At 46.2% G+C, this 22,544-nt stretch carries 22 protein-coding genes; 13 read left to right on the forward strand and 9 right to left on the reverse strand.

The genetic code is table 11. The annotated features are described in order from the left end of the window. Positions 1 to 95 precede the first annotated feature (95 nt). Entirely contained in the window at positions 96 to 1,343 is a 1,248-nt protein-coding gene (locus tag BST99_RS03370) for a TlpA disulfide reductase family protein (RefSeq protein ID WP_105000540.1), read from the forward strand. Here BST99_RS03370 and leuB read toward each other — a convergent pair. Genes leuB through BST99_RS03390 form a run of 4 tightly spaced genes read right to left on the reverse strand, consistent with a single transcriptional unit; the run spans position 1,336 to position 5,605 of the window. Beyond that, complete coding sequence (leuB, locus tag BST99_RS03375) at positions 1,336 to 2,454, reverse strand: 3-isopropylmalate dehydrogenase (RefSeq protein WP_105000541.1); 1,119 nt, start codon at positions 2,452 to 2,454, stop codon at positions 1,336 to 1,338. The genes BST99_RS03370 and leuB overlap by 8 nt on opposite strands. Before the next feature lie 3 nt (positions 2,455 to 2,457). Next, positions 2,458 to 3,048 (reverse strand): 3-isopropylmalate dehydratase small subunit, encoded by a 591-nt coding sequence (gene leuD / locus BST99_RS03380; protein ID WP_105000542.1) that lies wholly within the window; start codon positions 3,046 to 3,048, stop codon positions 2,458 to 2,460. Next, positions 3,045 to 4,433, reverse strand: coding sequence for a 3-isopropylmalate dehydratase large subunit (gene leuC, locus BST99_RS03385; RefSeq protein ID WP_105000543.1), 1,389 nt, complete (start codon positions 4,431 to 4,433; stop codon positions 3,045 to 3,047). The genes leuD and leuC overlap by 4 nt, the downstream gene beginning before the upstream one ends. Continuing rightward, positions 4,433 to 5,605: a 2-isopropylmalate synthase gene (locus BST99_RS03390; RefSeq protein WP_105000544.1), complete on the reverse strand. Its 1,173-nt coding sequence runs from the start codon at positions 5,603 to 5,605 to the stop codon at positions 4,433 to 4,435. Before BST99_RS03390 ends, leuC begins: the two co-directional genes overlap by 1 nt. Before the next feature lie 144 nt (positions 5,606 to 5,749). Between BST99_RS03390 and BST99_RS03395 the strand changes: the two genes are divergently transcribed. After that, entirely contained in the window at positions 5,750 to 7,294 is a 1,545-nt protein-coding gene (locus tag BST99_RS03395; RefSeq protein WP_105000545.1) for a hypothetical protein, read from the forward strand. On the opposite strand, the gene BST99_RS03400 is transcribed toward BST99_RS03395, so the two are convergent. Together BST99_RS03400 and panB are read right to left on the reverse strand one after the other, a co-directional pair. After that, entirely contained in the window at positions 7,291 to 7,968 is a 678-nt protein-coding gene (locus BST99_RS03400) for an RluA family pseudouridine synthase (protein ID WP_105000546.1), read from the reverse strand. The two genes, BST99_RS03395 and BST99_RS03400, sit on opposite strands and share 4 nt — an antisense overlap. A gap of 12 nt (positions 7,969 to 7,980) precedes the next feature. After that, positions 7,981 to 8,799: a 3-methyl-2-oxobutanoate hydroxymethyltransferase gene (gene panB / locus BST99_RS03405; protein WP_105000547.1), complete on the reverse strand. Its 819-nt coding sequence runs from the start codon at positions 8,797 to 8,799 to the stop codon at positions 7,981 to 7,983. Positions 8,800 to 8,979: 180 nt separating this feature from the next. On the opposite strand from panB, the gene BST99_RS03410 reads away from it, so the two are divergent. After that, complete coding sequence (locus tag BST99_RS03410; RefSeq protein WP_105002422.1) at positions 8,980 to 9,417, forward strand: nuclear transport factor 2 family protein; 438 nt, start codon at positions 8,980 to 8,982, stop codon at positions 9,415 to 9,417. A gap of 3 nt (positions 9,418 to 9,420) precedes the next feature. Here the strand turns inward: BST99_RS03410 and BST99_RS03415 are convergent, their stop codons facing one another. Further along, complete coding sequence (locus tag BST99_RS03415) at positions 9,421 to 10,842, reverse strand: L-serine ammonia-lyase (RefSeq protein ID WP_105000548.1); 1,422 nt, start codon at positions 10,840 to 10,842, stop codon at positions 9,421 to 9,423. Between the two features lie 241 nt (positions 10,843 to 11,083). Between BST99_RS03415 and dnaK the strand changes: the two genes are divergently transcribed. The 8 genes from dnaK to folE all read left to right on the forward strand — a co-directional run bounded on the left by dnaK (position 11,084) and on the right by folE (position 19,381). After that, positions 11,084 to 12,994: a molecular chaperone DnaK gene (gene dnaK / locus BST99_RS03420; protein WP_105000549.1), complete on the forward strand. Its 1,911-nt coding sequence runs from the start codon at positions 11,084 to 11,086 to the stop codon at positions 12,992 to 12,994. 107 nt (positions 12,995 to 13,101) lie between these two features. Next, positions 13,102 to 13,650 (forward strand): CIA30 family protein, encoded by a 549-nt coding sequence (locus BST99_RS03425; protein ID WP_105000550.1) that lies wholly within the window; start codon positions 13,102 to 13,104, stop codon positions 13,648 to 13,650. Between the two features lie 66 nt (positions 13,651 to 13,716). Continuing rightward, complete coding sequence (locus BST99_RS03430) at positions 13,717 to 14,343, forward strand: hypothetical protein (RefSeq protein ID WP_146106190.1); 627 nt, start codon at positions 13,717 to 13,719, stop codon at positions 14,341 to 14,343. Between the two features lie 145 nt (positions 14,344 to 14,488). Beyond that, positions 14,489 to 15,283, forward strand: a complete 795-nt coding sequence (locus tag BST99_RS03435; protein ID WP_245916169.1) for a hypothetical protein — start codon at positions 14,489 to 14,491, stop codon at positions 15,281 to 15,283. A 90-nt stretch (positions 15,284 to 15,373) separates the two neighbouring features. Next, entirely contained in the window at positions 15,374 to 15,868 is a 495-nt protein-coding gene (locus tag BST99_RS03440) for a PAS domain-containing protein (RefSeq protein ID WP_105000553.1), read from the forward strand. 54 nt (positions 15,869 to 15,922) lie between these two features. Then, positions 15,923 to 17,620, forward strand: coding sequence for a gamma-glutamyltransferase (gene ggt / locus BST99_RS03445; protein ID WP_105000554.1), 1,698 nt, complete (start codon positions 15,923 to 15,925; stop codon positions 17,618 to 17,620). 420 nt (positions 17,621 to 18,040) lie between these two features. Continuing rightward, positions 18,041 to 18,703, forward strand: coding sequence for a hypothetical protein (locus BST99_RS03450; protein WP_219843804.1), 663 nt, complete (start codon positions 18,041 to 18,043; stop codon positions 18,701 to 18,703). Between the two features lie 9 nt (positions 18,704 to 18,712). Beyond that, entirely contained in the window at positions 18,713 to 19,381 is a 669-nt protein-coding gene (folE, locus tag BST99_RS03455) for a GTP cyclohydrolase I FolE (RefSeq protein WP_105000555.1), read from the forward strand. 39 nt (positions 19,382 to 19,420) lie between these two features. On the opposite strand, the gene BST99_RS03460 is transcribed toward folE, so the two are convergent. Both BST99_RS03460 and BST99_RS03465 read right to left on the reverse strand, forming a co-directional pair. Beyond that, a complete protein-coding gene (locus tag BST99_RS03460; RefSeq protein ID WP_105000556.1) occupies positions 19,421 to 20,773 on the reverse strand; it encodes an alkaline phosphatase D family protein in 1,353 nt (450 codons plus the stop codon). A gap of 63 nt (positions 20,774 to 20,836) precedes the next feature. Beyond that, positions 20,837 to 21,331 (reverse strand): (2Fe-2S)-binding protein, encoded by a 495-nt coding sequence (locus BST99_RS03465; protein ID WP_105000557.1) that lies wholly within the window; start codon positions 21,329 to 21,331, stop codon positions 20,837 to 20,839. Between the two features lie 151 nt (positions 21,332 to 21,482). Between BST99_RS03465 and BST99_RS03470 the strand changes: the two genes are divergently transcribed. Both BST99_RS03470 and BST99_RS03475 read left to right on the forward strand, forming a co-directional pair. Continuing rightward, a complete protein-coding gene (locus BST99_RS03470; protein ID WP_105000558.1) occupies positions 21,483 to 21,884 on the forward strand; it encodes a hypothetical protein in 402 nt (133 codons plus the stop codon). Beyond that, positions 21,881 to 22,534, forward strand: a complete 654-nt coding sequence (locus BST99_RS03475; protein WP_105000559.1) for a hypothetical protein — start codon at positions 21,881 to 21,883, stop codon at positions 22,532 to 22,534. The genes BST99_RS03470 and BST99_RS03475 overlap by 4 nt, the downstream gene beginning before the upstream one ends. Positions 22,535 to 22,544 lie beyond the last annotated feature (10 nt).

The following is a 22,544-nucleotide window of genomic DNA, read 5'->3' on the forward strand; positions in this document are numbered from 1 at the left end:
CTTGCGAAGAAGAGGCTTGGGCGGTCGAAAAAAAAACGACCATTCCCTGTATAAAAAGACTAAGTTTAACGTCTAAAGCCGTTCAACGCAATACTATGAAATCAGCTTCACAAATTCTCTCAGCGCTTTCGAGCGTTTCTTTCTTGATCATCTTGTTCCTTTTCAGCTCCTGCGAGGAAGAAAATAAGAGCCCGGAACCGGGGCAGTGGACCGGATATCTGGAGGTTCAAGAAGGAAAGAAACTCCCTGTTCGATTTGCGGTTGTGGAGGAAGGAGAAAGCTGGAAAATGACCTTCTATAACGCAGAGGAAACATTGGACTCCTACGTAGCGAAATTGGCTGAAGAAAAGGCCAAGGTTGAATTTCCAGTATTTGAAACTCATTTTGACCTGAACTATTCGAAGGATTCGCTCTGGGGAAAGTACCTACTACCCAATTTGGGAAGAGAGTTGAATTTTAGTGCCCGCCCTGGAAAAATGAAAGGAGCAGACCTTGAGCCGTCCGATGCTAATTTTGAGGGTTCCTGGCAAGCGGTCTTCGAAACGGAGACGCCTACACCTTATCCGGCTCTAGCTGAATTTAAGCAAGAGGGTACGCGGCTGACTGGTACCATCAGAACCACGACAGGAGATTACCGCTACCTGGAGGGAGAGGTGAAAAAAGACTCTTTGTGGTTAAGTACCTTCGATGGGGCCCATCAGTTTCTTTTTTTAGCAGGAATGGAAAGCGATAGCCTCAAGGGAAAATTTTACTCAGGGAACCACTACCTCAGCGAGTTTACGGCTTGGAAGAATGCCGAATACGAATTGCCTTCTCCGGACAGCTTGACTTATTTGCTGCCGGGATATGACCGTCTCGCTTTTTCATTCAAAGACACGGAAGGGCAATTGCGAAGCCTGGAAGACGAGGAGTTTAAAGGAAAACCCGTGGTCGTTCAGTTGATTGGTAGTTGGTGCCCGAACTGTTTGGAAGAGTCCAGGTTTGTCGCTCAGTACCGAAAAGCACACTCAGAAATTGAAGTGCCCTTTGTGGCCTTGGCCTTTGAATATGCTAAACCAGAAGAGAAAGCCTTGTCTCTGCTGAAAAGACATCAAGATCGACTGGAAATGGATTACCCTATTCTCCTGGCTCAATACGGGGGAGTAGATAAACAAGACGCACAACAGAAATTACCCATGTTGAGCTCCGTCTGGTCGTATCCGACTATCCTATTCTTGGATAAAAACCACAAACCCATTCGAATCCATGCCGGATTCAATGGCAAGGCCACCGGAGAGGTGTATCAAAAATTCACGGAAGAATTCCACGAAACCCTCGTAGAACTTCAGGGACAGCTTAAATAATAGTAGACTTCCCCAGGCCGATATTTTCGTCATTGAGCTTATCGGAGGCCGAATCGTCACCCGCAAAATCAGCGATAAAATCACCCACTTCGGAGGTGCCAAAAGGGCTTCCGCTTTTGAGGTCACTGGTGACCACCCCTTGTTTTAGGGATTGAGAGACCGCCTGTCGTAGCACCAGGGCTTCTTCGGTCATATTGAAATGATCCAAGAGCATGGCCGCCGATAGGATGGAGGCGACTGGGTTGGCAATGTTCAGCCCCTTGGCCTGTGGAAAGGAACCGTGAATCGGTTCAAACAAGGCCGTGCTGTCTCCGACGGAAGCCGAAGCTAAGAGTCCGATGGACCCGGCAATAACACTTCCTTCATCCGATAATATATCACCAAACATATTTTCGGTCAGCACCACATCAAATTGGCTTGGGTTCAAAACAATTTGCATGGCCGCATTATCGACAAACAGAAAGTCCAGTTGAACATCTGGATACGCTTTGCCCAATTCGGTGATGGTTCTTCTCCATAAACGGGAGCTTTCCAACACGTTGGCCTTATCGACCAGGGTTAATTTCTTTCTTCTTTTTTCGGCTGCCTGAAAAGCCAAGTGCCCAATTCTTCTGATTTCATCTGCCGTGTACAGGCAGAGGTCTGAGGCCGATTCCTGGTCCTCAGAAAGCCATTTTTCTCCGAAGTAAATCCCACCGGTCAATTCCCGGTAAATCACGAAATCTGTTCCGGCAATGCGGTCGTTTTTCAAAGGAGACTGATCGATCAATTCCGGGTAAGCCTCTACAGGGCGAATGTTGGTGTAGAGTTGCATTTCTTTCCTTAATCGGAGCAGACCTTGTTCCGGACGAACTTTCGCCGTGGGGTCATCATCGTATTTGGGATCGCCAATGGATCCAAAAAGAATAGCGTCTGCTTCGCGACAAACCTCCAATGTCGACTCTGGCAGAGGATTTCCTGTCTGGTCTATAGCAATGGCACCAACAGGAGCTTCGATATACTCAAAGTCGTGACCGAATCGGCTGGCGATGGCGTCCAAACATTTAACGGCTTCATTGACCACTTCGGGGCCAATCCCATCTCCGGGTAAAAGGGCAATCTTTTTTTTCATGAATCAGTGGCTTCGGCTTTTTTCGAAAGCCTGAATTTCGTCTTTTTTACTCAATAAGAAGTCAATATCGTCGTACCCGTTCAGCAGGCACATCTTTTTGTAGTCATCGATGGCGAAATCGACTTTGATTCCCAGTTCCGGTGCTTCCAACACTTGTTCTTCTAAATTAACCCTAAAGCTGGTTTGCGGATTATTTGAAGTTGCGGCGAGCAGCTTTTGCAGGATCTCTTCCTCTACCTGAATAGGGAGGATACCGTTGTTCAAGGCATTGCCTCTAAAAATATCGGCGAAATAACTCGAAACAATAACGCGGAAGCCATAATCAGCCAGGGCCCAAGCAGCGTGCTCTCTACTGGAACCACAACCGAAATTCGTTCCGGCCAGCAAAATCTCACCACTGTAGGTTTCTTGGTTTAAAACAAAATCAGGTAAGGGCGTGCCGTCGGCTTTGAACCTCCAGTCTCTAAAAAGATTTTCACCAAATCCTTCGCGGTCTGTGGCTTTTAAAAAACGAGCCGGAATAATTTGATCTGTATCGACGTTTTCAATCGGTAAAGGAACCGCTGAAGACTCTATTTTATTCAATTTTTTCATAGTGCCGGTTCGAGGGAATTGATTACTGTGAGTTTACCTTCAATCGCGGTTTGGGCGGCGAGTAGAGGAGAAGCCAGCAAAGTACGAGCCCCTTGACCCTGGCGACCTTCAAAGTTTCGGTTCGAGGTCGAAACACAGTAGGCACCGGAAGGAATTTTGTCTTCATTCATTCCTAAACAAGCCGAGCAGCCCGACTGGCGAATGGCAAAACCTGCCGCTTCAAAAATATCTTGCAGGCCCTCTTCTTTGATCTGCTTGGCTACTTGCTGTGATCCTGGTACAATCCAGGCGGTGATCGCAGGAGATTTCTGCCGTCCTTTTACAACCGCTGCCGCTTGTCGAAAGTCTTCGATGCGTGAATTGGTGCAGCTTCCGATAAATACATAATCGATCGGGTGATCCACCAGACTTTGCCCAGGGTTAAAGCCCATGTAGTTGAGGGCTTTTTCGAAATTCTGATCGCCACTATCTGGAATAGTACCCGATAGAGGGATTCCCATTCCCGGATTGGTCCCATAGGTAATCATGGGCTCAATGTCTGCGGCGTCAAAGCTGTATTCTTGATCGAATTCAGCGCCTTCTTCCGTTGGGAGACTTTTCCAATAGGCCAGTTTCTTTTCCCACTCCTCTCCTTTAGGGGCAAATTCACGACCCTGCACATAGTCAAAAGTGGTTTGATCGGGGGCAATCATCCCTCCGCGAGCTCCCATTTCAATGCTCATATTACAGACCGTCATGCGGCCTTCCATACTCATTTGCTCAAAAACGCTGCCGGCATACTCGACAAAATAGCCAGTCCCGGAATTGGTGCCTAGTTGAGCAATAATGTACAAGATCACATCCTTGGGTGTTACGCCTTGGTTTAAGTCACCGTCCACCTTTATACGCATCTTTTTGGGCTTGTTGAGCAGCAAGCATTGGCTGGCAAACACCATAGCCACTTGCGAGGTTCCGATTCCAAAGGCAATAGAACCAAAAGCCCCATGAGTGGAGGTGTGACTGTCACCACAAACCATGGTCATCCCGGGTTGAGTGATCCCTAATTCAGGGGCCATGACATGCACGATTCCTTGGTAAGGGTGTCCCAATCCGTAAAGGGTGACCCCGTGGTTTTCGCAATTTTTACTCAAAAGATCAACCTGCTTTCGCGAAAGGGCGTCTTTAATGGGTAAGTGCTGGTTGAGGGTCGGTACATTGTGGTCCGCGGTAGCGACCACCTGCTGAGGCCTGTACAGCGGTATTCCGCGTTGTTCAAGCTCGGCAAAGGCCTGTGGGCTGGTGACCTCGTGAATGAGGTGCTTGTCGATATACAAGATCTGAGGGCCATTGGGTACGCTGTCGACCACGTGGGCATCCCAAACCTTGTCGAATAAGGTTTTACTCATTAGGCTACACGTTCTACATCCACTGCAGATTGCTCTACAATTTCGTGGATGTCTTCGTCATTAATTTCTTTTTTGCGGTCTGCAAATTCCAAAAATTTCTGGTAAACTTCGTCCAATTGAAGTTTAGTGAGTTCGTATCCTACATTTTTGGCGCGGTAGGCAAGAGCGGCACGACCGCTTCGGGCCGTCAGGACAATACTCGATTGATTGACCCCAACATCTTCTGGATCAATAATTTCGTAAGTCTCTCTGTTTTTGATTACCCCGTCCTGGTGAATACCACTACTGTGCGCAAAAGCGTTGGATCCGACGATGGCTTTATTGGGCTGTACAGGCATACCCATTTTCTGCGAAACCATTTGACTGGTGCTGTAAAGCAACTTGCTGTCAATATTGGTATCGAGATTCAAATTAGGGTGTTGGCGCAAAATCATAACCACTTCTTCCAAAGAGGTATTTCCGGCGCGTTCACCAATGCCGTTGATTGTACACTCAATCTGGCGGGCTCCGTTAATCACCCCAGCAATAGAATTGGCCGTGGCCAAACCTAAATCGTTGTGGCAGTGACAGGAAAGGATGGCCTTGTCAATGCCTGTTACATTTTCTTTGAGGTACTTCATTTTGGCACCATACTCTTCTGGCAGGCAATAGCCGGTGGTATCCGGAATATTCAAAACGGTTGCGCCTGCTTTGATCACGGCCTCACAAACCCGAGCCAGGTACTCGTTATCTGTGCGTCCGGCATCTTCCGCGTAGAATTCAACATCTTCTACGTACTTCTTGGCCAACTTGACCGCGTTTACGGCGCGCTCCAAAATCTTGTCCTGAGTGGAGTTGAATTTAAATTTGATGTGGGATTCAGAAGTACCGATACCGGTATGGATCCGAGGTCTTTTGGCGTGTTTGATAGCTTCAGCGGCCACCTCGATGTCCTTCTGGACCGATCGGGTCAAGCCACAAACGGTGGCGTTGCGCACGAGTTTAGCAATCTCACTTACACTGCGAAAATCTCCTGGACTGGATATAGGGAATCCCGCTTCGATCACATCGACGCCCAGGTGATCCAGTCGTTCGGCGATGATTAGTTTTTGAGTGGTATCCAGTTTGCAACCTGGAACTTGTTCCCCATCACGCAGGGTGGTGTCAAAGATTTGTACCTTATCTTTACTCATTTGTCGACATTTTAACAGGCAATTTCAAATGTAAAGCAGTCAATAGGGAGCCCGTTGAGGACTTCTTTGGCATTACGAGGCTAAAGCTCCTATTTGATTATTTAAGGCACTGGTTTACAGTTTTTTATATAGATTTTCATTACGATGACAAACCCGCCAAAAGATCCCTTGTTTATTCTGGTTAAATCCCTCTCGAAGTCCGAGAAGCGCCAGTTCAAACTCTATGTTGGGCGCTTGGGGGTGAATGCCGATGCCAAATTCCTTGCCTTGTTCAACCTTTTGGACAAGATGAAAGTCTATAAAGAAAGGATGATTCTCGATCAGGGAATCGTTAAAAAAGCCCAGCTCTCCAACCTCAAAGCCCACCTCTACAAACAACTTTTGGTCAGCCTGCGATTGAATCCAGCACATCAAAATACGCGGGTTCAAATCAGAGAACAGTTGGATTTTGCAACCATTCTTTACCAAAAGGGCCTGTATAAGCAAAGCCTTAAGTTGTTGGATAAGGCCAAAACCATGGCCCTGGACAATGAAGAAAAGACCATCGCCAGCGAAATTGTCGAACTCGAGAAGAGTATAGAAACCCAGTACATCACGCGGAGTATTCCGGACCGAGCAGAAGAGCTTACTGCCCAAGCCCAATGGCTTTCTCGTCAAAATGAACTCGCTAGCGCACTCTCCAACTTATCACTCGAACTATACGCGATGATGCTGAAGGTGGGGTATGTAAGGAACGATACGGATCTGGAAAGGGTGGAGCGTTTTTTTGAAACGCATTTACCTGAATTTGAAATGACTGAACTCGGTTTTCGCGAGAAAATGTGGTTGTACAAGGCCCACCTCTGGTATTCCTTTTTGACCCAGGATTTTTTAGGTTGTTACCGCTTTGCCAATAAGTGGGTAGACCTTTTTTACGAGCACCCGGAACAGATTTACCTGAATCCGGTTTTCTTCTTGAAGTCGAATCATTACTTACTGGAATCCCTCTTTTTTATCAAATACAGTTCGCAGTTTCGGGAAACCCTTGAAAAGTTGGAAGAGATTCTGACTTCCGACCGTTTTCCGAAAAATGAGAACATCGCTTCTCTGGCCTTCTTGTATTTGAATTCCAATAAACTCAATCTGCACTTTATGGAAGGTACTTTTGAGAAAGGCCTGCCCTTGGTTCAGATTGTTGAATACGGAATAGAAAAGCACCAAGACCGCATTGATCAGCACCATATCATGTTGCTCTATTACAAACTAGCTTGTTTATACTTTGGGATAGGGGACCATAAAAATTGCATTCAGTACCTCAAGCGCATCATCGAGAATAAGCAGCTAAAAATGCGCGAAGACCTCATGTGTTTTGCTCGCGTTCTAAGCTTGGTGGCCCATTACGAAGCTGGGTTGGATTATCACCTGGAAGTTCAGCTCAAAAGTACTTTCAAGTTCCTGCTCAAGATGAATGACTTGCACGCCGTTCAAAAAGAAATGATCAAGTTCTTGCGCCGCCTTGGGGATATTTATCCGACCGAGCTGCGGGCTGAATTTGAGAAACTCTACGTAGAACTAAAGAAGTTTGAGAACCATCCTTACGAGAAGCGAGCCTTCCTTTACCTCGATATACTCTCCTGGCTGGAGAGTCATTTACAGAACCGACCCGTTGCGGAGATTATCCGTGAAAAAGCCTTGAATACGGTCCGCTAATCCAGAGGCCAAACATCACCTCGGGGTGGGGGAGCAACAAAAGTCATTTGCTCTTTTTTTACCGGGTGTTCCAGTTGCAGCTTACGGGCGTGAAGACTGATCCCCGCATCGGGGTTTGATCTTTTGGCTCCATACTTTAAATCTCCTTTGATCCAAGATCTGCAAGCTGCTAATTGAGCCCGTATCTGGTGGTGTCGCCCGGTAAGCAAATCAATTTCTAGACAAAAGTAGCGATCCAACTTTTTTAGGGTGCGGTAGCGCAAACGGGCTTCTTTGCTGTTCGATTTTTTATCGGGATGGGCGTAGGATTTATTCTGTTTGGGGTTGCGAATAAGCCAATGATGTAATTCTCCAGTTTCCTTTTTATCAGGCAATTGATTGACCAATGCCCAGTAGGTTTTCTGGGTCTGCCCTTGGGCAAATTGGGCGTTCAATCGACTTAAGGCTTTGGAGGTCTTGGCGAAGACTACAACCCCGGAGGTCGGTCGGTCCAGACGGTGTACCACTCCTAAGAAGGCTGCACCCGGCTTATTGTAGCGTTTAACCAGGTACGCTTTAAGGCGCTCCACCAAGGGCTGGTCTCCGGTTTGGTCGCCCTGTACGAGTTCACCACACTTTTTATTAACCACCAAAAGGTGATTGTCTTCGAAGAGGATTTCTTCTAAAGGTCCCATAGAAGGGGAGGTCTAGTATTGTTCGCTCTCGTTGGGAAAGTCGCGACTCTTCACATCATCCACGTACTGACCGATGGCCTTGCCCATCTCGTCGTAGAGGTTCATGTACCTTCTGAGGAAGCGCGGATTGAATTCATGCGTCATGCCCAATAAATCGTGGACAACAAGAACTTGCCCGTCCACTCCACCACCGGCTCCTATTCCGATGACAGGAATGGTGAGGCTGGCCGCGACTTCTTCCGCTAATTGGGCTGGGATTTTTTCCAGCACCAAAGCGAAGCATCCAATCTTTTCGAGCATTTTGGCGTCGCGCTTAAGCTTTTCTGCCTCGGCTTCTTCCTTGGCTCTAACGGTATAGGTTCCGAATTTATAAATGGACTGCGGTGTTAGTCCTAGGTGCCCCATAACGGGAATCCCCGCTTGGATAATACGTTTTACAGAGTCTTTGATTTCTTCGCCTCCTTCGACTTTTACCGCATGACCGCCGCTTTCTTTCATGATACGGATGGCTGAACGCAGCGCTTCTTTGGAGTCACTCTGATAACTACCAAAGGGGATGTCGACCACCACCAAAGCCCTTTTGGCTGCTCTAACCACGGAACTCGCATGATAGATCATCTGATCCAGGGTAATGGGTAGGGTGGTTTCGTGACCGGCGATCACATTACTGGCGGAGTCCCCCACAAGGATGACATCGACTTGTGCCGCATCGACAATTTTGGCCATTGAATAGTCATAGGCGGTAAGCATAGAGATTTTCTCTCCGGTTTGCTTCATCTCGATGAGGGATTTTACCGTTACCCTCTTGTACTCTTTTTTAGCGGTAGACATGTTCTAGCGTTAGATCCAGAGCAAATTACGTGGATTTTAACGAGAATTACGGATTGATCTCGTAAGTCTTTCTGTACTTTTATCCGAACCGATTAGAACAAACTCATGAAGAATTCTCCTTTATTTCCTGCGAAAAAGTCCCCAGTAAAGCTTGTATTTACTCTTCTTTTGGGGCTAGTCATGACCGGTAATACCTTGGCTCAAATGTCAGCTGAGGAAGCCGAAGTCAAGCAAGCGGTCGACGACTTTTTCGCGGCTTTTCATGCTCAAGATTCGGTTGTGTTAAAGGAGGCCGCAGCACCAGGGGTGGTACTACAGTCCATCGGATTCAATAAGTCTGGTGAAGTCATCTGGCGCAAAGAGAAATTCGAAAAATTTATTCAATCCATCGCCAGCATTCCTGCTACAACCAAATTTGAAGAAAAACTCTTGTCCTACTCGGTCCAAGTCGACGGTCCAATGGCCAATGCCTGGACGGAATACGAGTTCTGGATCAATGGGGAGTTTAGTCATTGTGGGGTGAATAATTTTCATTTTGTCAAACTGGACGGAAAATGGAAAATCAGTTATCTGATCGATACCCGCAGACGCGCAGCATGCGATGCGATGAAAGAATAACACTTAGCAATCGCTGAGGAATACCCCCACAGCCAGACCACCTTCGGAGGTTTCCTTGTATTTGGAATTCATGTCCTTGGCAGTTTCCCACATGGTATTGACGACTTTATCTAAGGGTACTTTGGTGGATGTTGGATCCGTTTCTAAGGCCAACTCTGCCGCATTGATCGCTTTGATCGCACCCATTGAATTTCTTTCTATACAGGGAATTTGAACGAGCCCGCCAATGGGATCACAGGTAAGGCCCAAATGGTGTTCCATCGCAATTTCTGCGGCGACCATGACTTGTTCCGGTGTTCCTCCTAAAAGCTGAGTAAGGCCGGCTGCGGCCATGGCGGAACTAACGCCAATCTCTGCCTGGCATCCTCCCATCGCCGCAGAAATAGTCGCCCCTTTTTTAAAGATGCTTCCTATTTCGCCCGCGACGAGTAAGAAGGTTTTGATGTGTTCAAAATTGGCCTTGTGGTTTTCGATCACCAGGTAATACATTAAAACCGCCGGGATAACTCCTGCACTGCCGTTGGTTGGTGCTGTTACGACGCGTCCCAAGGAGGCATTGACCTCGTTTACACTAAGAGCGAAACAACTGACCCACTTTAAGATTTGTCTGAAACGAACCCGTGTTTTGCGAATGGCCGCAATCCAGCTTTCCGGATCTTGATAGGGTTCCTCTTCCATCAGATTGCGGTGCATATCAAAAGCACGTCTTTTTACAAACAGTCCGCCGGGTAGAGTGCCTTTTGTATGACAGCCTTCATAAACACAAGCCAACATGCAATCCCAGATCCGTTGAAGTCCTGCATCAATTTCTTCCGCCGAACGAAGGGTTAATTCGTTTTCCCAGACCAATTCAGCCAGGCTCTTCTTTTCTCGTTCGCAATAAGCGAGGGCTTCGTCTGCTTTGAGAATAGGGAAGGGGAAGGTATTCTTAAGCTCCTCATTTTCGGTCGATTTGTTTTCTTCTTGCACTACAAAGCCACCACCGATAGAGTAATAGGTTTCTGCGATCTCCTCGCCTGATTGAAGTCGGGCTCGAAAACGCAAGCCGTTCGCGTGGTAAGGAAGAAAGTCACGAATAAACAAGATGTCATCATCCCACGAAAAAGGGAGTTCCGTTTGCCCTCCAAGAGAGAGCACTTTTTCCCTTTTGACCCGATCAATCCGTTGGTGTATGGCTTGGGTCTGACACTGTTCCGGATCTTCTCCGGCGAGCCCCATGACCACGGCGATATCTGTGGCATGTCCTTTGCCCGTAAGGCAGAGAGAACCGTAGAGATCAATCTGAATCGATTGCAATGAGGAAATGGCCTGCTTGGAGCGCAGTTCATTTAAAAATGATTCTGCCGCACGCCAAGGTCCTAAGGTGTGGGAACTGGAAGGGCCAACTCCGATTTTGAGCATGTCGAAAACACTGATACACTCCATGTTTCCTGCCTTTACTGATTAGTCCTCAAATATACTACGGCCTATTTCATAAATCGCCATTTTTTTGCCGTTTTACCGCTTGTTTATTGCGGATATTTAAAATAGCGAGACCTGCTTCCAGAAGGTGACAGGAGAAATGCCAAAAACAAGTAGCGCTGACAGCTTGTCAGCTTTTTACAGCTGGCACGAAGCTTGCCCTAAGAAGGCAGACGAAATCTCTAATAAAATTAAGTAGAAGCATATGAGCAAAATAATTGGAATCGACTTGGGTACGACCAATTCCTGCGTCTCGGTTATGGAAGGAAACGACCCGGTAGTAATCCCCAATGCAGAGGGGAAGCGCACCACGCCTTCTGTAATCGCCTTCGTTGAAGGAGGGGAAATCAAAGTGGGCGACCCGGCCAAAAGGCAGGCGGTTACCAATCCAGAAAAAACCATTTACTCGATTAAGCGATTCATGGGGAATAAATTCTCTGAATCTTCCACAGAAGCGAATCGGGTTCCTTATAAAGTAGTCAAGGGTGACAACGATACCCCACGTGTAGATATCGACGGTCGTTTGTACACTCCACAAGAATTATCAGCGATGATTCTGCAGAAGATGAAGAAAACGGCAGAGGATTACCTCGGACAATCCGTTTCTGAAGCAGTAATTACTGTTCCGGCCTACTTCAACGATTCACAGCGTCAGGCGACCAAAGAGGCTGGTGAAATTGCCGGTTTGACCGTTCGCAGAATTATCAACGAGCCAACAGCCGCTTCCTTGGCTTATGGTTTGGACAAAAAGAACAGCGACCAGAAGATTGTCGTATTTGATTTTGGTGGGGGAACCCATGACGTTTCTATTCTTGAATTGGGTGACGGAGTATTTGAAGTTCTTGCCACAGACGGAGATACCCACTTGGGAGGTGATGACGTTGACCAAAAGATTATCGATTGGTTGGCAGAGGAGTTCAAGAGCGAGGAAGGGATGGACCTGCGTCAGGATGCCATGGCGCTTCAACGCTTGAGAGAGGCTGCTGAAAAGGCGAAGATTGAATTGTCTGCTTCCGCCCAAACAGAAATCAATTTGCCATACGTTACGGCTACAGCTTCCGGACCAAAGCACTTGGTGCGTACCCTGAGCCGTTCGAAGTTCGAGCAATTGATCGACGACTTGGTAAAACGTACCATTAATCCTTGTGAGGCCGCCTTGAAATCTGCAGGTCTTTCTAAAAGTGATATTGACGAAATTATCCTGGTTGGAGGTTCGACCCGAATTCCAGCGGTACAAGAGGCGGTAGAGAAGTTTTTCGGTAAAAAGCCCTCTAAAGGAGTAAATCCGGATGAGGTTGTTGCGGTTGGTGCTGCGATCCAGGGAGGTGTTTTGACCGGAGATGTAAAAGATGTACTTCTTTTGGACGTCACTCCACTTTCTTTGGGTATTGAAACCATGGGAGGGGTAGCCACGAAGTTGATTGAATCCAATACAACGATCCCGACAAAGAAGTCTCAGGTATTCTCCACGGCAGCCGATAATCAGCCTTCGGTTGAAATTCATGTACTGCAAGGAGAGCGCCCAATGGCTGCGGATAATAAAACCATCGGACGTTTCCACCTGGACGGAATTCCACCAGCTCCAAGAGGGACACCTCAGATCGAAGTAACCTTCGATATTGATGCGAATGGTATCATCAAAGTATCAGCAACGGACAAGGCGACCAATAAATCTCAGGACATCCGAATCGAAGCTTCCTCCGGATTGACCGAAGAAGAAATCGAGAAGATGAAAGCAGAAGCGGAGGCCAATGCCGAAGCCGATGCCAAAGCCAAAGAGACAGCCGATACCTTGAACAAGGCGGACCAAATGATCTTCGAAACAGAGAAGCAACTCAAAGAGTTCGGCGATAAATTGTCTGACGACAAAAAGAAGCCGATCGAGGATGCTCTGGAAGAATTGAAGAAGGTCTACGAAACCAAAGAGGTTGAGGCTATTACTCCAGCACTTGATAAAATCAATGAGGCCTGGAAAGTCGCTTCAGAAGAGATGTATAAGGCACAGGCAGAAGCACAAGGAGGAGCCCCAGGAGGGGAGCCTGGACCTGACGCCAGCGCTGGTAATGCATCAGAAGGAGATAATGTAGAGGACGTTGACTTCGAAGAAGTGAAGTAAACCAATCTCATTTCATATAGAAAACCCGCCAACTGGCGGGTTTTTTATGGCATCATTTATCGAACCCTTAACAAATCAGCCGCGCTTTAAGCCCGAACTTTGCTTTTATGAAGCAGATTTGGGGAATTGGGATTTGGATAGTGATCATGGGTTTTATTCCGATGACTTTTGATTTTGGCACAAAAAACAGTGCGGCCAGCCGAGACTGGCGGGTAATTAATGACGGAGTCATGGGAGGCTCGTCTCAGGGCCGTGCCCTGTTAACGGAAGAATCCATCTTGTTTGAGGGCGAAATTTCGCTTGAGAATAATGGAGGGTTTAGCTCCTTAAAAAGTCCTTTTACATCTTACGATTTATCGGGGAAGAAGTACCTGAAGATCCGCTATAGGGGTAGTGGACAGCCCATGGCCTTTACTTTAGAAACCAATAGACGTTGGTACAGACCATACTTCAAAAAGAGATTGAGCAGTACATCGGGTCAGTGGGTTGAAGAACGCATCGAACTGCAGGATTTCGAGGCGTATCGTATAGGATCTCGTCTTAAGCAGACCCTTACAGAAGACTTTTTGGAACAAATAATACGCATTGGTTTTATATCTGATGGGAAGCAGGCTGGGCCTTTTCGATTTGAAGTGGACTACATCATTTTTGAATAAATGCAGAATTAACCTTGACTTTACGTGGTATTTTCTAATTTAGAAAGTGTTTAAATAACCATTGCTGTGAAAAAGAAATTTTCAATTCTACCCCTGATATTATTGGGATGCCTTGTGATGGCCTTCCAATGTGACGACGACAAACAGACGCTCTTCGGAAACAATGTTCAGGCGAATCTAACTGCTCCCGCTGATTTTTCGGTTGGTGATACCCTCTGGATACGAGGACAGGTCTCCGCCAATGTCTATGATTCAGAGCTGCGGGATTCTGTCTTTGATCCTAGCTATGAATTCTCTTCTCAGTTAAGTTTGTCAGAACTCGTTCAAGTCAGTCCGGATCGAACCAACGAAATTCAGATATCCGACGCTTTGGATCGTTTTCGTATTATCAATCGAGAGGGATCTTCTTCAGCTGGCCGATGTTCCGCCTCAGAATTGAGAATACTCACCGAACTGGATCAAGAAAACAACCAATACCGCTATGAGATCGGATTGGTTCCTCGAGAAGCAGGAGAATATATCCTTCATTTTTACAGTGGAACGGGAATCCGCAATAACGACCGAAACTTGGACGTACTGAATGCCTTTAATACGGGTGCGTCGAACCCAAGTTTGACTTGCCGAAATTGTTGTTCCGGCTTTAGTCTGGATGTCCAGGCCACCCAAAGTGACTTTCTTTTCAGTGTGGACTAGGAGGAATTCTTCTACTACACGGTGATGAATAGAGATCCATTTTTAAACACTTTCGGAAACTTGATTTACGGTTCATAAGGTTTCGGCGCCACCCAAATGCCTTTGAAGTCGTATTTTTATAAAATCTATGCCTAAAACCCTAAAAATGAAAAAATACGGAAGAGTTCTCGGCCTCGTCTTGCTTGCGAGTTTGACCTTTATGGCTTGTAAACAGGAGAATAAACAAAAAGAAGTCGTAGATGAGACGGCCAAGTCTTCGATCACCCTGGAAAAACTAGAAGGTTCACCAGTTTATTCCGATGCCATTCTACAAATGAATCAGCCAGCTGAAACTACCATGGCAAGTGGAGGAGAAGTGAACTTTGCTTTTACGGTGAACAACTATGAGTTAGGAGCTCAAACGGCCGGACCCAACGCCGAAATGCTCGCTAATTCCGGAAAAGGTCAGCACATTCACTTTATTTTGAACAATCAACCCTATTCAGCTCACTACGAGCCTAACTTTTCAAAAGAAATTCCTGACGGTGTGCATCATTTGGTAGCTTTCCTAAGCCGTTCTTACCACGAATCCGTAAAGAATGAGAACTCAGTGGTTGTAAAGAAAATGGTCGTTGGGGAGAACCCGGTGGATTCCTTAGGGCTCGACATGGAGGCACCAACTCTAGTTTATAGCCGCCCAAAAGGTACCTATAAAGGAGATGACACCAAGAACTTATTACTTGATTTCTTTGTTTTGAATACGACCTTGTCTGCGGACGGGAATAAAGTCAAAGCCACAATCAACGGTGAAGAGTTTATGATAACCGAATGGGCGCCACACGTTGTAAAAGGCTTGCCAATGGGAGAAGTGACCATTCAATTGGAACTTATTGACAGAGAGGGAAACGCCATTTCTGGACCCTTTAACAAGGTCACTCGAACAGTCACTTTAGTGGAGTAGACAAGTACTAGACGATCTCTGCTTTTTCCAAAATGTAAAAAAGCCCTCGATTTCGGGGGCTTTTCATTTTTTTAAACCTAATTTACTGGTATGGAAGAAAGTCAAAAAAAGAAATACCTGTCCCCCCTACGTAGTATGGATTTTTACATGACGAATTATCACGCACTACTCAAAAAGCTAAAGGTTGAGTATGAGGTGTCGGAGATTGAAGGAATACTGCAGCGCAAGGTGCAGGACTCCCTTTTAGAACTTCTTCGGGCTAACGAATACGAAGCCCTGGTGGTCACAGACCTCAATCGAAAGATTGTTTGGGTCAACAACGGATTCAATGAAATGACTGGCTATACCAAGACCTTTGCGTTAGGTAAAAAACCCACCTTTCTTCAGGGCAAAAAGACTTCAGAAGAAATAAGAAAAGAGATCCGCCAGTTGCTTGCTGAAGGGGTTCGATTTAACCGTACTCTCTTGAATTACCGGAAAAGCGGGGAAGAATACCACTGCCATATCGATGTTATTCCCCTGCGCAACGAAGAGGAAGAAATCACCCACTTTCTGGCGATGGAAAGGGAGGAGCAAGTCGCTTAAATCCAGGGAAGCCGCTCGAAGTTTCTTATCTTTTAGGTCCTAAAATTGGAAACTATGAGAAAAGGGATAGGCTTAATCTTCATAAGCTTAGTGGGCATGTTTCAATTGCATGCTCAGGACCGAATTACAGGGGAATCATTTGCGACACGCTCAGTCGTGTTGGGGCAAAACGGCATGGTGGCCACCAGCCATCCCCTGGCAACTCAAATCGGTCTGGATATACTTAAATCAGGAGGGAATGCGATTGATGCGGCCATTGCTGCCAATGCGGCTTTGGGTCTTATGGAGCCCACTGGTTGCGGTATTGGAGGTGATCTATTTGCCATTGTGTGGGACAATGAAGCCAAAAAACTCTATGGACTCAATGCCAGTGGGCGCTCCCCGGAGTCCTTAACACTAAAGTATTTTGAAAAGCAGAAAAGCACGAAGATTCCTTCTTTCGGCCCTCTTCCCGTTAGTGTTCCCGGGGCAGTGGATGGTTGGTTCGAGCTGCATGGAAAATTCGGCTCTAAGCCCATGGGCGAAATTCTTCAACCGGCTATTGATTATGCAGAAAAGGGTTTTCCCTTAACCGAATTAATCGCCTGGTACATGAACCGTTCGGTGCCCTTTTTCATCTCGCGCGGATTTCCGAACATCGAGGATACCTATATGGGGCAGAATGGGGGGAAGCTTCCTAAAGAAGGAGAAATCTACAAGAACCCCTACTTAGCGAATACCTACCGCAAGATTGCTGAAGGTGGTCGGGACGCCTTCTACAAAGGAGATATCGCTAAAACCATAGGAGCCTTTATCAAAGAACAAGGTGGATTTTTGTCGGCCAAGGATTTTGCTAAACACAAATCCGAATGGGTAGAACCCGTTTCGATCAATTACCGGGGCTATGATGTTTGGGAGTTACCTCCTAACGGACAAGGAATTGCTGCTTTACAAATGTTGGAGATACTCGAAGGGTATGACTTTTCAAACATTGCGTTTGGAAGCGCAGAGCACTTGCACCTGTTTACCGAGGCTAAAAAGTTAGCTTTTGAAGACCGTGCGAAGTACTACGCCGATATGGACTTCTTTGATGTACCGGTAGAGCAGTTGCTTTCTGAGGAGTATGCTGCATCGCGACGGGCCCAAATAACTGACCGGGCAGGCCGCTATGAAGCTGGAGAAATTTCGGCAGGGGAAACCATCTATATGACCGTGGCCGATAAGGACGGGAATATGATTTCTTTGATTCAAAGTAACTACCGCGGAATGGGGTCGGGGATGGCCCCACCAAAATTAGGTTTCATGTTGCAAGACAGAGGCGAGCTCTTTAGTTTAAAAAGGGGACAAGCCAATACCTATGAACCAGGGAAAAGACCGTTTCACACCATTATTCCCGCTTTTGTCACGAAAGACGGAAAGCCTTTTATGAGTTTTGGGGTCATGGGTGGCGATTTTCAACCGATGGGTCATACCCAAATCATCATGAATGTGGTGGATTTTGGAATGAATATCCAAGAAGCCGGAGATGCTCCGCGTTGGGACCACACCGGAGGGGCGAGTCCTATGGGGGCGGTGAGCGAGAACACAGGAACCGTGCGCGTTGAATCGGGAATTTCGTATACGACCATTCGGGATTTGATGGGAATGGGTCACCGTATTGGTATCGCTCGTGGTGTATACGGAGGCTACCAGGCCATTCTCTGGGATGATGTCAACAAGGTCTATCACGGTGCATCAGAGAGCCGTAAGGATGGCCAAGCAGCGGGCTACTAAAAATTCTTAAAATCTAAATGCAACTTAGTTGCATTAACTAAAAAACTACACTATATTTAGATTGTTGAATAGTTCAGCTCCCTAACCTGAGGGTTCTTCAACCTGACTGAAAGAACTGAGCTATCCACATTTCTTGTGTGATTAAACCCCGGTTCAATTCGATTTTATCGTTTTGGTTCGGGGTAATTTTTTTCACCAATCTTTCCGGTTTTGATCTAAAGTGGCATGTCCAGCTCCTGCATTTTTTCGCAAATGCAACCGAGTTGCATTTGTCTAGAATAGCCTATCTTTAGGGGACCTTTTGGAAAGAGGGCCTTTCCTATGGAACTACAGTGCATTTCGGTGCAAGGTGTAAACGAAAGATTTGATATGTTACAACGAAAGTTTGACGAGGTTGTGAAATCTCATTTTCCTAATTCAATGGATGCAAAAGATACCTCCATTCACTACTTAGGAAAAATGCAAATTGAACATAAACTCGACATTTCTAAGGTGTTGATGGCGACATCGGTGTGCTCTGATGATATCAACGTGCCTTCAACTACATTTTTTAATGTTCTCTTTGGACCGTTCATCATGGGGGGACTTGGAGGGGTGCCATTTGCCGGTCAAACCGGAATGACAGCCTTCGCTCATCACATTCCTGATGATGGAAGTGCCTTTATCTTCTATGGGCCTCATATCGGTGTAACCCTAGAAGGAGAACTGGGTAAAATGTACCGTCCCCGTCAAGAAAATACAGGGAATTCCTGCGGAGCACTAATGCTCGCCTTGGATCGTCTTCACGATGAGAACTACCGTCCTATTTTAAATGACGATGACTATCAGCAGATGAAGTTGGAAGAAAGCCTTTTGCCTTATCGAGCCGATATTTTAAGTAGCGACAACCCTCAGAAGGCCATTACAGAGGCGACTTACGACATTATTGATAAGAAAATTCACGAGTATTTAAAAACGTGTAAAGATGAATTCCCTGTCGATAAAGTGACCCTCCTTGGAGGGATCATCATCAATACCGACTATGGACTGGATGACTATTTCGATTCACGAAATTTTGAGGTCATCAATGTAAAAGAATTATAAAAACGAACAGTGACTAAAAACGCATCTCAGGTAGAGGAACTAGGAGATAATCATATCGCTACCTCTGTGGAGACACCCTTGAGACCAGATGCCTTTGAGCATTCTGATGAGGAGAAGATTGAGAACATACAAGGTCTGTTTGGACAGATCATGGAAGAGTTGGGTTTGGACTTGACAGACGAAAGCCTTTCAGGTACTCCATACCGCTTTGCAAAAATGTATGTGAAGGAGTTGTTTTATGGTTTGAATCCTCAGAAGAAACCTAAGATTTCTACTTTCCCCAATACCTATGGGTACAAGCAACTTTTAGTCGAACAAAACATAAATATTGATTCGTCCTGTGAACATCACTTTCTTCCTATAGTGGGGAAAGCACATGTCGGATACATTCCAAAGGATCGTGTTGTTGGTCTTTCTAAGATTAATCGACTCGTAGATTACTATGCGCACAGGCCTCAAGTACAGGAGCGGCTTTGTCTGCAAATCATGAAGGATCTTCAAAAGATTTTGGATACTCCAGATGTAATTGTTCTGGTGGAAGCCAAACATCTGTGTGTGTCTTCTCGTGGTATAAAAGATAAGGACAGTTTCACTTCCACCTTAGAGTACGGCGGATGCTTTAGTGAAGAATCCTTACGGAAGGAGTTTTACGACCTTCTAAAACCCACTTTGGATTAAAGATTTTCTTGTGTGATTAAACCCCGGTTCAATTCGATTTTATCGTCTTGATCTGGGGTATTTTAATTCCTTTGCCGCAATATCTTTCGTCCATAATTCTTTCCCGTCTTTATCCAGTATCTGAATGGTCAGCACACGCTCTGTCCTTGGACCTGATACGGTTAATATTCCGTAGTTGTGCTCTCCAACCAGGGTTTCTTCCAGCTTGTACTTATTGAGTACTTCTTTATTCTGATTGGCTCCCGCGGTAAGGGAAGAACAAGTCAGGTCGTAAAGAGGATAGTAGCGGTCACTTTCCTGCATTTTACTCAGGCCGGTATGGTGCCGGTCCCCATCCAGAAAAATAACTCCCTCGATTCTTGCTTCTCGGATTCTTCTAAGGAGGTATTGCTGTTCTTCTGGGAAGGTGGCATAATTCTCGTACATCGCTTCTGTACTGAGTACCTGACCTCCGATAGCCACAAACTTAAACGGGGCGCGGCTGCTTGCTAAGGCATTGATCAGCCAGTCAATTTGAGCTTTGCCCAGCATTTGACGATCTCCGGTATAGTTGTCATTGGAGGTTCTGTGGTAGCGATTATCCAGCAGGAAAAATTGTATGTCAGCCCACTGAAAGCTACCGGTGATCCCGCCCTCACCCGTGAGGTTATAATTCGGGTTCGTCCAGAACAGTTGAAATATTTCGGAGGCCGTTTCTTTCATCCAATAACTTCCATCGGCATTATTGGGTCCAAAATCGTGATCATCCCAAATCGCATAGTGATGGGTCGAAGCCAGTAAGGGTTGGACTTCCGGGAGCGAACGCGTATGGGTATACCGGTGCAAAAATCCGGTGCGGGAATTCCAATCGACTTCTCTTAGGTAGGTGTTGTCACCCAGCCACAGCATAAAATCCGGATTGCTCTTATGAATAGACTGAAAGATTTCAAACTCGCTTCCATAGGGTCTGCCCGGGCGGTCAAATTCAGGCTCGTTGACATAGTTGCAACTACCAATTGCAAAACGCACGGTCGGAGGATCGGTTCGCCATTGCCAGAGGGTCTGGGATTCAAATTCCATCGGGTAGTCTCTGCGTACCTTTTTACCGTTAATGTGTAGGGTGTAGGTGTACTTTTTTCCAGGTAATACCTTGTCGGCAATGAGCTTAGCCACAAAAGCCTGATAGGGGTCGGTAGTGACTTTAGCTGTTTTAAACTTGACTTTAGGATCAGCCTGATCGTAGTACTCAAAATAGACCTCTGCGCTTTCGGTGGTTTGTGCCCAAAGTAGGACTTCCCGCATGGTAGAATACCCTACCATAGGGCCTGATTGTAAAAGATCCTGGGCTTGTATGGCCAAAGTGACAAATAGGAAAAGAGAAGTGCTAATGAGATGTCGAAATCGAGCGGTCATAAGTCGGTAATTTTTTATGGTGCAAAAGTAGAGGATACCAATTGGCTTATGGGCAGCTCTGGCTTAAGTATTCTTTAAATCTTCGTTATTACTAGAGGAGTCTCGCCGTATTTCACTCGCCAGGCCTATGGCTTCTTGAATCCGGTTATAGGTGCCACAGCGACAGAGATTACCGTTCATGGTCATTTTTACATCCAGGTCTGATGGATTAGGGTTGCGATCCAAAAGAGCCGCAGCCATCATGATCTGCCCAGATTGGCAGTATCCGCATTGGGCAACATCCAATTCCTTCCACGCTTTTTGCACTGGATGATCTCCCTTTGGACTGAGTCCCTCGATGGTGGTTACTTTCTTATCGATAGACGAAATCGGGAATTGGCAAGACCGTATTCCCACACCGTCCAGATGAACTGTGCAGGCGCCACATTGGGCTATACCGCACCCAAATTTGGTGCCGACTAAGTTCAGATGGTCCCGGAGGACCCACAATAAGGGAGTGTCGGCTTCACATTCTACTGTAAAAGAATTTCCATTGACCTCAAGGGTGTAGGTAGGCATCGTAGTGACTTTGCTATTTCCCTAAAGATAGGGCGATTCCGGGTGGTTATAAAGGCTGTTTTTCTTTTAGTTGGATCAAATATGGGATGAATATCGTATTCCCTGCCGTGCTCAGTGCCAATACATTTGGACCAACTAATACACAGTAATTATGAAAAAAGTAATGGGGCTGGTTCTTTGCCAGTTATTTTTAACCACAGCCATCTTTGCTCAAGAAGTCAAAGAGGTTAAAGTCAAAAACCTGGCGAGCTTTGGAATGCCTAAATTCAAGGATGCTCCAAAAAGGGTTTTTATTCAAGAGTTCTATATTAACTACCAGATGGTCTATGACCAAACGAGTATTGCCAAAGGATCACCAGAACTCGGGGGAGGCGCTCGTGGATCGGCCAAGGCTCAGTTGATTTTAGGGCTACAAGGTATTCAGGAAGCTGATTTACAGGCCATGACCGATCAATTGTACAAGGAGTATACCGACCGTTTAAAACAAGCTGGTTTTGAGATTGTCACCGCAGCTGACCTGCAAGGGGAACCTACGTTTGAAGCTGGACGGTGATCAATGGAGGAGAGCCGAACAAAGCGCAATTCCCTGGTTATATTACTACAGCGCCGAGCAACACCCAATTCTTCATTAAGAAAGAAACCAAGAGTGGCAAAAGAAAAACCAAAGGCGGAGCCTTTGACAATGGGATGGGAACCTCCAAAAGCCTAGGGGGAATTATCGTGGCTCGTGTCAATGTCGCGATCCCTTTTGTTGAGGATGGCCAATCACAAGGGAGTAGAGCACTGACCAAGACCTTTGGAGGTGTAGCGAAGGTGGTCGCTCGACCAAGTCTAGGCGTGGTTAATGCAACATCTTTTCAGGTCAAGGGAGGATTTGCTCAAAAAACCATCATCCTCAATTCCAATTCACTTTTCGCATTTAAGAAGGGGCTCAAATACCAAGCGACATTGAATGTTGTTCCTAAGAAAACCATCGCCATTGATGGGGTATTAGAAGACAAAAAGTACAAGGCTGTTAAAAGCGCAGAGCAGGACCTTTGGGGGTCAGACTATGGAGCAATTCGTGTATTCTCCGCTTCGGATGTTGTACTGGAAAAAATGCAGGCGGTTCCCTGTGATCCTGAAGTCTATAAAAAAGGCGTCATGATGGGCAGTTCAGCTTATCTCAATGCTTCCTTAGATGAATTTTTGAAATATCAATAAGGTCCGGAGG

The sequence above is a fragment of the Aureicoccus marinus genome (genome assembly GCF_002954325.1).
Taxonomy (GTDB): Bacteria; Bacteroidota; Bacteroidia; order Flavobacteriales; family Flavobacteriaceae; genus Aureicoccus; species Aureicoccus marinus.